The sequence below is a fragment of the Actinomadura sp. NPDC048021 genome, assembly GCF_040653135.1.
Lineage (GTDB): Bacteria > Actinomycetota > Actinomycetes > Streptosporangiales > Streptosporangiaceae > Spirillospora > Spirillospora verrucosospora.
Map to the genome: position 1 here is coordinate 156,920 of NZ_JBEZJQ010000014.1, position 15,567 is coordinate 172,486.

Here is a 15,567-nt window from a genome sequence, read left to right on the forward strand (position 1 = left end):
TCTTTGCTGTCTTCTCACCTGTGTTCCTTCCTGTCGCGCCCGGTGTCCGGGCATGGCGGTCTCCACCGCCGGCGGAGCACGGCGGTGGTGGTGCCGGGGAGGGCGGGGGCCGCGCCGGCCCCGGTCCGTCAGCCGGACTCCCGGATGATCAACTTGGTGCGCAGCACGACGCCGCGCTCGGTGTTCGGCCGGCCTCCGGTGCAGGCGCGCAGTTCGCGCGCCAGGCGGGCGCCGAGGTCCTCGGCCGGCTGCCGGACGGTCGTCAGCCGGGGGCGGACCTGCTGGGCCACCGGAGCGTCGTCGAACCCGACGACCGCGACGTCGTCGGGGACGCGGCGGCCCGCCCGGCGCAGCGCGCTCAGCGCGCCGACCGCCATCTGGTCGGACGCGGCGAGCACGGCGTCGACGTCCGGCCGGCGCTCCAGCAGGCGGCGCATCGCCCGCTCGCCGGACAGCCGGCCGAAGTCGCCCTGGCAGACCAGCCCGTTGACGCCGATCCCGGCCTCGCGCGCCGCGAGCCGGTAGCCGGCCAGGCGGTCCACGGCGGCGCCCATGTCGGCCGGCCCGGCGATGGTGCCGATCCGGCGGCGGCCCGAGGCGAGGAGGTGCCGGACGGCGGCGTGCGCGCCGCCCTGGTTGTCGACGTCGACGTACGGCAGCGCCACCTCGTCGAGCGGGCGCCCGGCGAGCACCACGGGAGCGCCGGCGGCGGCCTGCACGAGGGGGGCGACCTGGTCGCGGCGGGCGCCGACGAGCAGCACGCCCTCGGCCCGGCCGCCGCGCAGGTAGCCGGTGGTCGCCCGCCACTCGTCGGCCCGGCCGGCCATGAGGACGACGAGCGGCGCGCGGCCGCCGAGCTCGCGGCGCACGCCCCACAGCAGGCGCGCGAAGAACGGGTCGCCGAGGACGCGGCAGCCGTCCTCGCAGACGACGGCGGCGACGGTGCCGGAGGACTCCCGGTCGGGAGGGCCGCTGCGGCGCCGGACGTAGCCGAGCCGCTCGACCGCCGCCTCGACCTGGAGGCGGGCCGCCCTGCTGACGCGCGCGGACCCGTTCAGCACGCGGGACGCGGTGGCCGGCGACACGCCGGCGAGCTGCGCGACGTGGGCGAGGGTGGGCGGTCGGTCGGGGAGGGCGGGATCGTGCGGGGGGTGGGTGACGGTCACGCTTTCGGCACTCCCTTCGGGGGTTCCCGGCCTTTCGAGGGGGTGGACCGGGTCGGGAGTAGTGGGAGCGCTCCCAAGAATCTGATCGGACGCGCATCGTGTCAAGGGTCGCGAGGAAACCGAATTCGGGGCCGCCCGCACCCGCCGCTCACCGCGCGCGCAAGGCGCCGTGAAAGTTCGTGAAAGGAATGGAACAAGGCTTCCCTCCCGCGTCCGGGGCGTTCTACGTTCACCGCAGTCCAGGAGTGGGAGCGCTCCCAAGCTCAATCGTCCGACGTGAAGGCGGAGATCCATGAGATCGCTTTCCCCGCGCACCGCGGCGGTGGCCGCGCTGACCGGCGCGATCTGCGCGGCGGGCTCGCTCGTCGCGGGAACCGGGACCGTGCTCGGCGCGCGGCCGGCCCGCGCCGCGGTCGCCTGCGAGGTCGGCTACACCACCAACGACTGGGGCACCGGATTCACCGCCGCCGTCACGATCACCAACCGGGGCCCGGCCGTGACCGGCTGGACGCTGACCTACTCCTACACCGGGAACCAGCGCCTCACCGGCGGCTGGAACGGCCGGTGGACGCAGTCGGGCACGACCGTCACCGTCGCCAACGAGAGCTGGAACGCGGCCCTCGCCACGGGCGCGACCGTGCAGGCCGGGGCGCAGTTCTCCTACAGCGGCGCGAACGCCGCGCCGACCGCCTTCGCGCTCAACGGGACGGCCTGCAACGGCGACGGCGAGCCCACCACCGAACCCCCGACGACTCCCCCGCCCGGCGGTCCCGCGCCCAAGCTGAAGGTCTCCGGCAACACGTTCGTGAACGCCGCCGGCGCCGCGGTTCGCCTCCGCGGGGTGAACCGGTCCGGCGGCGAGTTCGCCTGCGTCCAGGGCAACGGGATATGGGACGGCCCGATGGACGCGGCCTCCGTCGCCGCGATCAGGAAGTGGAATGTCAACGCGGTCCGGGTGCCGCTCAACTCCGACTGCTGGCTGGGCTTGGACAACGTCGAGCCCGCCTACCGCGGAACCGCCTACCAGAACGCCGTCAGGAATTACGTGGGGCTGCTCGAAGAGAACGGCATCACGCCCATCCTGGAACTGCACTGGAGCCGCGGATTGTGGACGGGCTATGACAGCCATTGCCAGACCGCAGCCGCGGAATGCCAGAAACCGATGCCGGACGCCCAGTACGCACCGGAATTCTGGAAGCAACTCGCCACCGCCTACAAGGGCGACACGGCGGTCGTGTTCGACCTGTTCAACGAGCCGTACCCGAACAACCTCCAGGTCATGGACTACGCCCAGTCATGGAGGTGCTGGCGCGACGGCGGCTCGGCCTGCACGGGCCTGACCTACGAGGCGGCCGGGATGCAGGACCTCCTCGACGCCGTCCGCTCCACCGGCGCGCAGAACGTCGTCATGGTCGCGGGCAGCAGCTACTCCAACGACCTCGGCCAGTGGCTCGCGCAGAAGCCGTCCGACCCCACCGGGAACCTGGCGGCCGCGTGGCACTCCTACAACTTCAACTACTGCAAGGACGCGTCCTGCTGGGACCAGCAGATCGCGCCCGTCGCCGCGCAGGTCCCGCTCGTCGCCGGCGAGATCGGCGAGAACACCTGCGGCCACTCCTACGTCGACGCGCTCATGTCCTGGCTGGACGCGCGCGGAGCGTCCTACCTCGGCTGGACGTGGAACACCTGGGACTGCTCCGGCGGCCCGTCGCTGATCAGCTCCTACGACGGCACCCCGACCGCGTACGGCGCCGGACTGCGCGACCGCCTGCGCTCCGCCCCCTGACCCACTGCAAGAGAGCCCACCCCAACCAGATGGAGGAATCCGGATGAAACACCCCTCCGCGCGCGGCGGCCGCGGCGCCCTGCGCCGCGGCACGGCGGCCGCCTCGGCGGCCCTGCTGCTCGCCTCAGGCACGGTCGCGCTGGCCCAGGCCCAGGCCAGCGCGGCCGCCGGCTGCAAGGTCGACTACACGACGAACGACTGGGGCACGGGCTTCACCGCCTCCGTGACGGTCACCAACCTCGGCGACCCGATCAGCGGCGGCTGGACGCTGGAGTGGGACTTCGCCGGCAACCAGCAGGTGACCTCGGGCTGGAACGGGACGTTCGCCCAGTCCGGCAAGCACGTCACCGTGAAGAGCCCGAGCTGGGCCCAGACGCTGGCGACCAACGCGACGGCCAACCCCGGCTTCCAGGGCACCTACTCCGGCGCCAACCAGGCGCCCGCCCAGTTCAAGCTGAACGGGACCGTCTGCACCGGGTCGGCGGGACCGACCGACCCGCCCACGGACCCGCCCACCGATCCGCCTCCGGGCAACCGCGTCGACAACCCCTACGCCGGGGTGAAGGCGTACGTGAACCCCGAGTGGTCGGCCAAGGCCGCGGCCGAGCCGGGCGGCAGCGCGGTCTCCGGCCAGCCGACCGGCGTGTGGCTGGACAGGATCGCCGCGATCCAGGGGGCGAACGGCTCCATGGGCCTGCGCGCCCACCTCGACAAGGCCCTCGACCAGGGCGCCGGTGTGGTCCAGCTCGTCGTCTACGACCTGCCCGGGCGTGACTGCTCCGCGCTGGCCTCCAACGGCGAACTCGGGCCGAACGACCTCGACAAGTACAAGACGCAGTTCATCGACCCGATCGCGCAGATCCTCGGCGACGCGAAGTACGCGGGCCTGCGGATCGTCACGGTCGTGGAGATCGACTCGCTGCCGAACCTCATCACCAACGCCGGTGGCCGGCCGACGGCCACCCCCGCCTGCGACACGATGAAGGCCAACGGCAACTACGAGAAGGGCATCGCCTACGCGCTGCAGAAGCTCGGCGCCATCTCCAACGTCTACAACTACCTCGACGTGGGCCACCACGGCTGGATCGGCTGGGACGACAACTTCGGCCCGACCGCGCAGCTGCTCGCGACCGTCGCGCAGGCGTCCGGCTCCAAGAACAACGTCGCCGGGTTCATCACCAACACCGCCAACTACGGGGCCCTGCAGGAGCCCTACTTCACCATCAACGACACCGTGAACGGCACGTCCGTCCGGCAGTCCAAGTGGGTCGACTGGAACCGGTACGTCGACGAGCTCTCCTACGCGCAGGCGTTCCGGCAGGAACTCGTCAAGGACGGGTTCGACTCGGGCATCGGCATGCTCATCGACACGAGCCGCAACGGCTGGGGCGGCGCGAACCGCCCGACCGGTCCCGGCCCGAAGACCAGCGTGGACGCCTACGTGGACGGCAGCCGGACCGACCGGCGCATCCACCTCGGCAACTGGTGCAACCAGGCGGGCGCGGGCCTCGGCGAGCGGCCCAAGGCGGCCCCCGCCGCGGGCATCGACGCCTACGTGTGGATGAAGCCCCCGGGTGAGTCGGACGGCGCCAGCAAGGAGATCCCGAACGACGAGGGCAAGGGCTTCGACCGGATGTGCGACCCCACGTACACCGGCAACCCGCGCAACAACAACAACATGAGCGGCGCGCTGGCGGACGCCCCGCTCTCCGGGCACTGGTTCTCCGCCCAGTTCCAGGAGCTGCTCAAGAACGCCAACCCGCCCGTCCGGTAACCGGCCACCACGGAAACGGCCCCGTGACCCGCTCCGGTCACGGGGCCTCTTCCGTCCTGGAGGCGGGCCCCGAAAGGGAACGGCCCGCGGCGTCCCCTGTCGGACGCCGCGGGCCGCGTTCTGCCCGGGCCTCAGGAAGTCATGCAGTGCGGTTCGAGCGCGGTCGGTGAGCCCGGCGCCTTCACCGTGAACCCGAACGTGGTCGACGCCCCCACGGCGAGAGCGCCGTTGTAGTTCGCGTTCTTGACCATGACGTCTGGACCGGACTGCGTGAAGCCGCCGTTCCAGAGGCTGTCGACGGTCTCGCCGTTGGCGAAGGTGAAGTGGGCCATCCAGCCGCCCAGCGGGAGCGTGCCGGTGTTGGTGACGGTGATCTCGCCCTGGTAGCCGCCGTTCCAGCTGCCGACGGAGCGGTACCCGGCCTTGCAGACCTTGCCCGGGTCGCCGGGCGGGTCGGTCGGCGGGTCGGTCGGGCCGCCGCCGTCCTCGCCGACGCCCGTCACCTCGCCGTTGCCTCCGTCGAAGACCACGTCGGAGCAGCCGTAGAACGTCTCGTTGCTGTCCGAGCGCTGCCACACGGTGTACAGGAGGTGGCGGCCGCTCTTGCCGGACGGCAGCCTCGCGTTCCAGTGGTAGTAGGCGTCCTCGCTGCCGGGCGAGCCGACGCTCGGCGGGTCGGTGACGCTGTAGAACGGCTGGTCCTCCAGGTCGTCCCAGCTGAGGGGCCTGGTCGGGCTCCAGCTGTCCTTCGTGACGTAGGTGCGGAACGTTCCGGGATGGGCCGCCCACTTGTTGTACCGGAACTCGATGTCGGCGCCGGAGGTCAGGTGCGTGACCGGCCAGTCGTCGCGGGCGAGGTCGTAGCCGCCGAAGTCGTAGACGACCGCGCCCCCGCTGCACAGCTTCCCGTCGGGGATGAAGCCGCGGGTGCGGCCCGCCCCGTCCGAGCGCAGGACGGCGAACCAGTTGTAGAGCGAGTTGGGGCCGCTCTGCGCGACCGCCGCCGCGCAGGCCGGGTTGTGCGGGACGATCTGCCCGGTCGGGCTCAGGCCGTCCTTCCAGCACAGGTAGGTGCGGCTGCCGGGCACCATCATCGCGCCGTGCGCGGACGCCGGCGCGGCCGTCAGCAGCGCGCCGGCGATCATCGCGGGGCCGAGCACCGCCCCCGCGGCCAGTGCCCTTCGTCTTCGCTTGCCCATGTTCCTCCCGTCACCGGGCCAGAGAGTGCTGTCCAGCGGACGCTAACTCCGCCTCGCAGGGCTCGTGAACGGGCCTTTCAGGCTTTCATCGGCCGCCGGGGGCGCGGGCGCGGAGGCGGGGCTCAGCCCTTCGTCGCGCCCGCGGTGAGCCCTCCGATCAGCTGGCGCTCGGCCACCGCGTAGAAGGCGATGGCGGGCGCCATCGCCAGCACGATGTAGGCGATGACGAGCGCGTAGTTCGTCGAGTACTGCCCCTGGAACTGCTGGATGCCCACGGGGATCGTCTGCCATTTCGGATCGGCCAGCACCAGCAGCGGGAGGAAGAAGTTGTTCCAGCTCGTCACGATGGCCAGGACCGACACGGTGCCGAGGGCGGGCCTCGCCATCGGCAGCAGGATGCGCCAGAAGAACCCGAACCGGGTGCAGCCGTCCATGATCGCCGCCTCCTCCAGCTCCGCCGGGATCGTCCGGAAGAACGAGCGCAGGATGATGATCGTGATGGGCAGCGCGAACGCGGCCTGCGGCAGGATGACGCCGAGCGGGTTGTCCAGCAGCCCGAACGAGCGCAGCAGGACGAACAGCGGCAGCACCGCCACCGCCGGCGGGAACATCAGGCCGGCCGCGAACAGCGTGAAGAAGAACTCGCGGCCCCGGAAGGCGTAGCGGGCGAACGCGAAGGCCGCGAGCGCCGCCGCCGCGACCGTGAGCAGCGTGGTGGCGACGGCGATCATCACGCTGTTGCCGAGCTGCCGCCAGAAGTCGCCGGACGACAGGATGCCGGTGTAGTTCGACGTCTTCCAGGGCGAGGGCAGCCCGACCGGATCCGTGGTGAGGTCGCCCGTGGTCTTGAAGCCGGAGACGACCGCGTACAGCAGCGGCACGACGATGAAGGAGCCGAGCACCCACACCAGGGTGTGCCGGGACGCGCTGCGCGCGAGGCCCGCCCTCATGGGCGGCCTCCCGCGGAGGTGACGGCGCCCTGCAGGTCGCGGCGCAGCGCATAGCGCTGGTAGAGCAGGGAGAAGACCATGCTGATGAGGAACATGGCCACGCTGATCGCGCTCGCGTAGCCCATCTGGTACCGCTTGAACCCGAACTGGAACATGGTGACGGCCATCGTCTCCGTGGAATGCGTCGGCCCGCCGGTCGTGATGACCCACACGAGGTCGAACAACTGGATCGAGCCGATGACGGACAGGAACACGCTGATCCGCAGCGTCGGCGCGAGCAGCGGCAGCGTGACGCCGCGGAACCGCCGCCACGGCCCGGCCCCGTCGATCGAGGCCGCCTCCAGCACCTCGGCGGGGACGCCCTGCAGCCCGGCGAGGTAGATCATCATGTGGAAGCCGAAGTACTTCCAGGTCATGACGGCGAACAGGGTGGGCAGCGCGGTGTCCGGGTCGGAGAACCACCGGCCGGCGAGGCCGCCGACGAGGGGCAGGTCCCCGACGAGCGTGTCGGCGAGCCCGGTGCCCGGCAGGAAGATGATGCCGAACAGCACTCCGGCGATCACCTCGGACAGGATGTAGGGCGCGAAGAAGACCGCCCGGTAGACCGCGCGGCCGCGCATCCGCTGGTTGAGCAGGACGGCCGTGCCGAGCGCGATCGGCAGCTGGACGGCGATCGACAGGATGACCATGACCAGGCCGCGCCACAGGTCGCCGCGGAAGACGGGGTCGCCGGCCAGCTTCCGGTAGTTGTCCAGGCCGGCGAAGTCCTCCGGCCGGCCGAAGCCGCCCCAGGTGAAGAAGCTCGTGTAGAACGCGACGAAGATCGGGATCAGCACGAAGAAGAGGAACAGCAGCAGCGCCGGGAGGAGGAACCAGGTGGCGGACATCCAGCCGCGCAGCCGCCGCCCCGTCGGCGCGCCGCGGGCCCGCCCCCGCGGGGCCCGCACGGCGGGCCGCGGCCGGTCGCCGGTCGTGGCGGAGCCCCGGATCGTGTGGGTCATTGGCTCTTGGCCGCCTTGGTCACCTGCTGGGCGACCTCTTCCGGGGTCCCCTTGCCGCCGACGAGGGCCGCGACGCTGTCGTTGACCTGCTGCCCGACGGCGGGCGGGAAGGCCTGGTCCAGGTAGAGCTGGAACCCGCTGGAGCCGTCCAGCGCCTGCGCGACCTGCTTGCGGTTCGGGTCGTCCAGCGCGCTCTCGGCTCCCTTGACGACCGGCATGAAGGCGCCCGAGGAGACGAGCTTGCGCTCGTTCTCGCCGTTCATCAGGAACGTCAGGAAGTCCAGCGCCTCCTTGGGGGCGTCCTTGCTGAGCGCGTGGCCGTTGCCGCCGCCGAACACGTCGGTGACGGCTCCCTGGCCTCCGTCGACGGTCGGGAAGGGGAACCAGCCGAGGTCGTCGCCGATGCCCTTGCCGGAGGCGTCCTTCTCCACCGAGGGCGCCCACTGCCCCATCAGCTCCATGCCGGCCTTCCCCGCGCCCATGGTGGCGGCCTGGCCGCCCGGCGCGTCATAGCCGGCGTTCTGGAAGCCGCTCTGGAAGGGCTGGAGGTCGACCAGTTCCTTGAGGTGCTGCCCGGCCTGGACGAACGCCGGGCCGGTGAAGTCGTTCGACTTGGCGGCCTGCTCCAGCGCGGTCATGCCGCCGACGCGCATCGCGAGGTAGGCCCAGTAGTAGTGGCCGGGCCACTTGTCCTTCCCGGCCAGCGCGATGGGGGCGACACCGGCGCCCTTGAGCTTGCGGACGGCGTCCAGGAGCTCCGCCCAGGTCTTGGGGGTGCCCTTGATCCCGGCCTTGGCGAAGTGCCGCTTGTTGTACCAGAAGCCCACCATGCCCATGTCGTACGGGACGGCGTAGGTCTTGCCGTCGAACTGGTACGCCTTCTGCGACACCGGGGTGATGGTGCCGAGCAGGCTCGCCCCGTCCGAGGTGAGGTCCTTCACCAGCCCCGCGTCGATCTGCTGCTTGAGCACGCCGCCGCCCCAGGTCACGAAGACGTCCGGCAGCTTCCCCGAGGCGACCAGCGCGGTCATCTTCGACTTGTAGGCCTCGTTCTCCAGGTTGGTGAGCTTGATCCTGACGTTCGGGTGCGACGCCTCGTAGGCCTTGGCGATCTGCGGATAGAGCGACTTGGACGGTTCGGTGGTCGCGATGTCCATCCACTCGACGGTCACCTTCCCTCCCGACTCGGAACCGCCGTCGCCGCAGGCGGCGACCAGGGGCGCGGCGGCGGCCAGCACGGCGCCCGCGGAGACTGCGGTGAGGAGGGAACGGCGCGACAGCGGTGGGATGCCCATGATGGCCTCCTGGATCGGGGGTGGCTCGGCCTGGAGCGGCGGGGCGGGACCGCTCTTCGAAACATTTCGAAAATCTTCGGGCTTGCCGTTGCCGTGGAACTCTAAGAAAGGGCCCCCTCACGGTCAAGGCTTCTGCGGCGAGTGACCGAAATCGAACGTCCGAGAAGGCGTGGACGGGGGCTAGGAGAGCGCGAAACATTGCGATACTGTTCGCAATCGTTTCCTCGGGGAGGAGAGAAGCGTGCCCGTGCGCACCACCGACGAGATGCCGGACCCCCCGTCCCGGCCGACCCTGGCGCTGATCGCCTCCGAGGCGGGGGTGTCCCCCGCCACGGTCTCCAAGGTCCTCAACGGCCGCACCGACGTGGCCGCCGCGACCCGCGAGCGCGTGGAGGCGCTGCTGCGCACCCACAACTATCCGGGGCCCGGCGGGTCCCGGCGCGCCCGCAGGTCCGGGCTGATCGACCTGGTCCTGGCCGGTCTGGACAGCCCGTGGGCGGTGGAGATCCTGCGCGGGGTGGAGGCCGAGTGCGCCGAGCACGGCACCGGCGTCGTCGTCTCGCTGGTGCGCGAGGACGACGCCCGCCCGCCGAGCTGGCAGAACCTGCCCGCGCTGCACCACAGCGACGGGGTGATCCTGGTGACGTCCCGGATGACGCGGCGCCAGCGCGAGCAGCTGGAGCGGGCCGGCGTCGGGCTCGTCCTGGTCGACCCGGTGAACCTGCCGGACACCGAGATCGCCAGCGTCGGCGCCACCAACTGGGCCGGCGGGCTCGCCGCGACCGAGCACCTGATCGGGCTCGGCCACCGCCGCATCGCGATGATCGGCGGGCCCGCCGACATGCTCTGCACGCAGGCCCGGGTCGACGGCTACCGGACGGCCCTGGAGCGGGCCGGGATCGAGGTCGACCGGGAGCTCGTCCGGTACGGCGACTTCCACCACCAGGGCGGGTACGCCCGCACCCGCGAGCTGCTCGCGCTGCCCGAGCCGCCCACCGCGGTCTTCGCGGGCAGCGACGAGCAGGCCATGGGCGCCTACCAGGCGGCCCGGCTCGCCGGGCTGCGCATCCCCGAGGACCTGAGCGTCGTCGGCTTCGACGACCTGCCGACCTGCGAGTGGCTGTCTCCGCCGCTGACGACCGTCCGTCAGCCGCTGGAGGAGATGGGCCGCGTCGCGGCCCGCACCCTGCTCCAGCTGCTGGACGGGCGGCCGCCGCTGACCCCCCGCGTGGAGCTGGCCACCGACCTGCGCGTGCGCGCCTCCACCGCGCCGCCGCCCTCCGCCCCGCCGTCCCGCACACCGCCGTCCCCCACGGAGGAGCGATGACCGAAGCCGTCCCGGCCCCGAGCGCGATCCGCGGGCCCTGGCAGGATCCCGGGCTGCCGGTCGCCGAGCGGGTCGCCGGCCTGCTGGCCCGGATGACCCCCGAGGAGAAGGCGGGGCAGCTCGCCGGCTTCTGGGCGATGCCGGCCGAGCCGGGCGAGCCGGTGGCGCCGATGGAGGACGACTCCCACGAGACCGCCCCGCGCCTGGAGGAGATCCTGGACTGCGGTCTCGGCCAGCTCACCCGTGTGTTCGGCACCCTCCCGGTCGCGGCCGCCGAGGGCGCCGCCCGGCTCCGCGAGCTGCAGGGCCGGGTGGCCGCCGCCAACCGGTTCGGCCTCCCGGCGATCGCGCACGAGGAGTGCCTCAACGGCTTCATGACGTGGGGCGCCACCGTGTTCCCCAGCCCGCCCGCGTGGGGCGCCACCTTCGACCCCGACCTGGTCGGCGAGATGGCCGCGGCGATCGGCGCGAGCCTGCGGGCGGCGGGCGTCCACCAGGGCCTCGCGCCGGTGCTCGACGTCGTCCGCGACGCCCGCTGGGGCCGCACGGAGGAGTGCATCGGCGAGGACCCGTACCTCGTCGGGGTCCTCGGCACGGCCTACGTGAGGGCCTTGGAACGATCCGGCATCGTCACCACGCTCAAGCACTTCGCCGGCTACTCCGCCTCCCGCGCCGGCCGGAACATGGCGCCGACGCCGATCGGCCCGCGCGAGTTCGCCGACGTCGTGCTGGAGCCGTTCGTGATGGCGCTGCGCGACGGCGGCGCCCGCTCGGTCATGCACTCCTACACCGACGTGGACGGGATGCCCGCCGCGGCCGACGAGCGCCTGCTGACCGGCCTGCTGCGCGAGCGGCTGGGTTTCGCGGGCGTCGTCGTCGCCGACTACTTCGGCATCTCGTTCCTGGAGAGCCGGCACCGGGTGGCCGGATCCCGGGGCGAGGCCGCCGCGCTGGCGCTGCGCGCCGGGATCGACATGGAGCTGCCGACCGTCCGCTGCTACGGCGCACCGCTGATCGAGATGGTCCGGCGGGGCGACGTGCCCGAGGAACTGCTCGACCGCGCCGCCGGTCGCGTCCTGGCGCTGAAGGCCGAACTCGGCCTGCTGGACGGCGCGCCCGTCCCGGACGAGGGAGCGGAGCTCGACTTCGACCCTCCGGAGCACAGGGCGCTGGCGCGGCGGCTGGCCGAGGAGTCGGTCGTCCTGCTGGCGAACGACGGCGTGCTTCCGCTGCGCTCCGGCGAGGGGGTGGTGCTGGCGGGGCCGCTGGCGGACGACCCGTTCGCGATGCTGGGCTGCTACACGTTCCCGAGCCACGTCGGCCGCCGGCATCCGGAGATGCCGCTCGGCGTGCGGATCCCGACGCTGGCGGACGCGCTGCGCGCCGAGCTGCCCGGCGTGCGGGTCGCGGGCTCGGGCGACGTGTTCGTCGCCGAGGACGCCGACATCGAGGCCGCGGTCGCGGCGGCGCGCGAGGCCGAGGTGTGCGTGCTCGCCCTCGGCGACCGGGCGGGGCTCTTCGGCCGCGGCACGTCCGGCGAGGGCTGCGACGCCGAGACGCTCGCGCTGCCGGGACGGCAGGCCGAGCTGGCCGCCGCCGTCCTGGACACCGGCACGCCCACGGTCATCGTGATGCTGACCGGGCGCCCCTACGCGATCGAGGCCCTCGCCGACCGGGCCGCCGCCGTCGTGCAGGCGTTCTTCCCCGGCGAGGAGGGCGGCGGGGCCGTCGCGGGGATCCTGTCGGGCCGCGTCGAGCCGTCGGGGCGGATGCCGATCAGCGTGCCCCGGCGCGCGTCCGGCCCGCCGGTCACCTACCTGCGGTCGCTGATGGACGGCGGGCACGACTGGAGCGCGGTCGACCCCGTCCCCCTCTACCCGTTCGGCCACGGCCTGACCTGGACGTCGTTCGAGTACGAGGACCTGCGCGTGGACGAACGGGCGGCGACCGACGGGACGGTGACGGTCAGCGCGGTCGTCCGGAACACCGGGGGGCGCGCCGGGACGGAGGTGGCGCAGCTGTACCTGTCCGACCCGGTGGCCTCGGTGGTGCGGCCCGCCCGCTGGCTCGCCGGATGGGCCAGGGTCCGGCTGGAGCCGGGCGAGGCCGCGCGGGTCGCGTTCCGGGTGCACGCCGACCGGACCTCCTTCACCGGCCCGGACCTGCGGCGCATCGTCGAGCCCGGCGTCGTCGAGGTCTGCGTGGGACGGTCGAGCGCCGACCTGCCGCTGCGCGGCGCGTTCACGCTCGACGGGCCCGTCCGCGAGCTCGGCCCGGACCGGGTCCTCACCGTCCCGGTGGAGGTGACGCCGCTGTGATCGCTTTCGACAACCCGATCCTGCCAGGCTGCCATCCCGACCCGACGGTCTGCCGCGTGGGCGACGACTTCTACCTCGTGACGTCCACCTTCGAGTGGTTCCCCGGACTGCCGGTCTTCCACAGCCGCGATCTCGTGCACTGGCGTCAGATCGGGCACGCGCTGGACCGGGCCGGGCAGCTGCCGCTGGACGGCGTCCCGGCGTCGGGCGGCCTGTACGCGCCGACGCTGCGCCATCACAACGGCACCTTCTACCTGGTCTGCACGCTGGTGGACGGGACGCGCTGGTCCGGGCACTTCGTGATGACGGCGTCCGATCCCGCCGGGCCGTGGTCGGACGCGCACCGCCTGGACGGCGACGGCATCGACCCGTCCCTGTTCTTCGACGACGACGGCCGCGCGTGGTGCACCGGCACCCGGCCGACCGGACGCTACGAGGGCCACACCGAGATCTGGCTGCGCGAGTTCGACCCGTCCGCCCTCGCCCTGACCGGCGAGGAGCACGTGATCTGGGACGGCGCGGTGAAGGGGGCGATCTGGTCCGAGGGCTCCCACCTCTACAAGATCGGCGGCCGGTACGTGCTGCTCACGGCCGAGGGCGGCACCGCCCGCGACCACGCCGTGATGGTCGCCCGCGCCGACGACGTCACGGGCCCCTACGAGGGGAACCCGCGCAACCCGGTGCTGACGCACCGCGACCTCGGCGCCGGGCATCCGATCGTCGGGGCCGGGCACGCCGACCTCGTGGACACGCCCGACGGCGAATGGTGGATGGTGCTGCTCGCGATGCGCCCGCACCACCGCGACCGGTGCGCCCTCGGCCGGGAGACGTTCCTGACCCGGGTCACCTGGGAGGACGGCTGGCCGGTCACCGGCGGGCGCATCGAGCCGCGCCACGCCGCCCCGATGCTGGCGCCGCAGCCGTGGCCGGCCGCCCCGGCGTGCGACCACTTCGACGAGCCCGAACTGGGCCCTGCCTGGAACATGCTGCGGACGCCCCGGGAACGCTGGTGGAGCCTGACGGAGCGCCCCGGGCACCTGCGGTTGCGCGCCCGTCCGGAGACCCTCGCGGACGCGGCCAACCCGTCGTTCCTCGGACGCCGCCAGCAGCACCACGCCTTCGCCGCGTTCACCTCGCTCGACTTCGCCCCGGCCGGTGAGGAGCGGGCCGGGCTCGCCCTCGTGCAGAACAGCGACTTCCACGTCCTGCTCGTGTCCACGAGCCAGGGGCTGCGCCTGGTCGGACGAGAGCGCGGGAACGAGACCGTGCTCGCCGCGGGTCCTCGCGTCTCGGGGCCCGTCCGGCTGGGCTTCGAGGCGCACGGACGCTGGTACCAGGCGTACTACGGCGCGGCGCCGGGCGAGTGGACTCCGTTCGGTCCCCTGGTGGACGGCGACGACCTCAGCAGCCAGGTCGCAGGCGGTTTCACCGGCGCCTACATCGGCCTCTACGCCACGTCCAACGGCCGGACGGGCGGCGGCCACGCCGACTTCGCCTGGTTCGAGTACCGCCCGCTCTAGAGGAGCAGCGCGGGGTCGGCGATCACGCGTTCCACGACGAGGCCCGCGGCGCCGAGGACCGCGGCGCCCTCCGCCAGGCCGGACACCTCGACCGGAGGCACGCCGCGCCGCAGCGAGCCCGGCCCCTCCGCGAGGACGCCCTCCAGCGGGGGCCGGATCCAGGCGGCCAGCGGGGAGAACACCCCGCCGAGCACGATGGTGTCCGGGTCGATCAGGTTGACGGCCGAGGCCAGCGCGCCACCGAGCGCGCGGCCCGCCCGGGCCACCGCGTCGAGCGCCGCCGCGTCGCCGCCGCTCAGCCGGTCGACCAGCCGGCCCACCGAGCCCTCGGGCCCGGCGGCCGGCCGCGTCACCGGCAGGCCCGCCGCGCGCAGCATCGCCTCCTGCCCGGCGATCTGCTCCAGGCAGCCGCGCCCGCCGCAGGAGCAGGCGGGGCCGGACGGGTCGGCGACCAGATGCCCGAGCTCGCCCGCGAAGCCGTGCGCGCCGCGGAAGACCCGCCCGTCCACGACGATGCCGGCGCCGATCCCGATCTCGCCCGAGACGTGCACGAAGTCGCCGAACCGGGCGCCGCCGCCGAACCACAGCTCGCCCAGGGCGGCGAGGTTGGCCTCGTTGTCGTACTCGGCGGGCAGCGCCGTGGCGAGGCCGGGGGCGCCGGTGACGGGGACGTCCGTCCAGCCGAGGTTCGGGGCGTGCCGCACCACCCCGTTCTCGCGGTCGAGCAGGCCGGGCAGGGCGACCGCGGCGCCGGCGACGGTCAGGCCCTGCCCGGCGGCCGCGGCGACCGCCTCGCCCGCCAGCGCGGACAGCGCGGCGAGCACGGCGCCGGGCTCGCGCCCGCGGTTGTCGGAGCTGACGACGTGCCGGTAGCGGACCTGCTTGGCGAGGTCGAGGACGCAGGCGGCGAGGTAGTCGACGTTGACCTCCAGGCCGAGCCCGGCCGCGCCGTCGCCGTGGACGGACACGCCCACGCCGGGACGTCCGCGCTCCCCCTCGCGCACCGGCGCGCCGTCCCGCACCAGGCCCGCGCCCTCCAGCAGGGAGACGAGGTTGGACACCGTCGTCTTGGTGAAGCCGGTGAGCTCGGCCAGGCGCGCCCGCGTCACCGGCTGGTGGCGGGCCACGTGCTCCAGGACGACGGCGAGGTTCCGCTCCCGCATCGTCGCGTGCCGGACGGGGGCGTTGGCGGACTTCGTCATGGAAGAACCCTAAATGAAGCACGTGTATA

The 15,567-nt window shown here is 73.1% G+C and carries 11 protein-coding genes; 5 read left to right on the plus strand and 6 right to left on the minus strand.

Annotated features, from left to right (window positions below; translation table 11 throughout):
* Positions 1–128 precede the first annotated feature (128 nt).
* The gene (locus AB0C87_RS23905; RefSeq protein ID WP_345176258.1) at positions 129–1,166 is read right to left on the minus strand and encodes a LacI family DNA-binding transcriptional regulator; all 1,038 of its coding nucleotides are present in this window, start codon (positions 1,164–1,166) and stop codon (positions 129–131) included.
* Between the two features lie 292 nt (positions 1,167–1,458).
* Between AB0C87_RS23905 and AB0C87_RS23910 the strand changes: the two genes are divergently transcribed.
* Together AB0C87_RS23910 and AB0C87_RS23915 are read left to right on the plus strand one after the other, a co-directional pair.
* Positions 1,459–2,952, plus strand: coding sequence for a cellulase family glycosylhydrolase (locus AB0C87_RS23910; RefSeq protein WP_345176259.1), 1,494 nt, complete (start codon positions 1,459–1,461; stop codon positions 2,950–2,952).
* A 43-nt stretch (positions 2,953–2,995) separates the two neighbouring features.
* Positions 2,996–4,726 (plus strand): glycoside hydrolase family 6 protein, encoded by a 1,731-nt coding sequence (locus tag AB0C87_RS23915; RefSeq protein ID WP_345176261.1) that lies wholly within the window; start codon positions 2,996–2,998, stop codon positions 4,724–4,726.
* Positions 4,727–4,857: 131 nt separating this feature from the next.
* Here AB0C87_RS23915 and AB0C87_RS23920 read toward each other — a convergent pair whose 3' ends face one another.
* The 4 genes from AB0C87_RS23920 to AB0C87_RS23935 form a co-directional block, all read right to left on the minus strand.
* Positions 4,858–5,925 carry a lytic polysaccharide monooxygenase gene (locus AB0C87_RS23920; protein ID WP_360579558.1) on the minus strand — a complete coding sequence of 356 codons (1,068 nt, stop codon included), beginning with the start codon at positions 5,923–5,925 and terminating at the stop codon, positions 4,858–4,860.
* Between the two features lie 122 nt (positions 5,926–6,047).
* Entirely contained in the window at positions 6,048–6,875 is an 828-nt protein-coding gene (locus tag AB0C87_RS23925) for a carbohydrate ABC transporter permease (RefSeq protein WP_345176264.1), read from the minus strand.
* A complete protein-coding gene (locus AB0C87_RS23930; RefSeq protein WP_345176267.1) occupies positions 6,872–7,876 on the minus strand; it encodes a sugar ABC transporter permease in 1,005 nt (334 codons plus the stop codon). Before AB0C87_RS23930 ends, AB0C87_RS23925 begins: the two co-directional genes overlap by 4 nt.
* Positions 7,873–9,171: an extracellular solute-binding protein gene (locus AB0C87_RS23935; RefSeq protein WP_360579560.1), complete on the minus strand. Its 1,299-nt coding sequence runs from the start codon at positions 9,169–9,171 to the stop codon at positions 7,873–7,875. The genes AB0C87_RS23930 and AB0C87_RS23935 overlap by 4 nt, the downstream gene beginning before the upstream one ends.
* A 265-nt stretch (positions 9,172–9,436) precedes the next feature.
* Between AB0C87_RS23935 and AB0C87_RS23940 the strand changes: the two genes are divergently transcribed.
* Genes AB0C87_RS23940 through AB0C87_RS23950 form a run of 3 tightly spaced genes read left to right on the plus strand, consistent with a single transcriptional unit; the run spans position 9,437 to position 14,336 of the window.
* Positions 9,437–10,498 carry a LacI family DNA-binding transcriptional regulator gene (locus AB0C87_RS23940; protein WP_345176360.1) on the plus strand — a complete coding sequence of 354 codons (1,062 nt, stop codon included), beginning with the start codon at positions 9,437–9,439 and terminating at the stop codon, positions 10,496–10,498.
* Positions 10,495–12,816 carry a glycoside hydrolase family 3 N-terminal domain-containing protein gene (locus AB0C87_RS23945; protein ID WP_345176272.1) on the plus strand — a complete coding sequence of 774 codons (2,322 nt, stop codon included), beginning with the start codon at positions 10,495–10,497 and terminating at the stop codon, positions 12,814–12,816. The genes AB0C87_RS23940 and AB0C87_RS23945 overlap by 4 nt, the downstream gene beginning before the upstream one ends.
* Positions 12,813–14,336 carry a glycoside hydrolase family 43 protein gene (locus AB0C87_RS23950; RefSeq protein WP_345176274.1) on the plus strand — a complete coding sequence of 508 codons (1,524 nt, stop codon included), beginning with the start codon at positions 12,813–12,815 and terminating at the stop codon, positions 14,334–14,336. Before AB0C87_RS23945 ends, AB0C87_RS23950 begins: the two co-directional genes overlap by 4 nt.
* On the opposite strand, the gene AB0C87_RS23955 is transcribed toward AB0C87_RS23950, so the two are convergent.
* Positions 14,333–15,538, minus strand: coding sequence for an ROK family transcriptional regulator (locus tag AB0C87_RS23955; protein ID WP_345176276.1), 1,206 nt, complete (start codon positions 15,536–15,538; stop codon positions 14,333–14,335). The two genes, AB0C87_RS23950 and AB0C87_RS23955, sit on opposite strands and share 4 nt — an antisense overlap.
* Positions 15,539–15,567 lie beyond the last annotated feature (29 nt).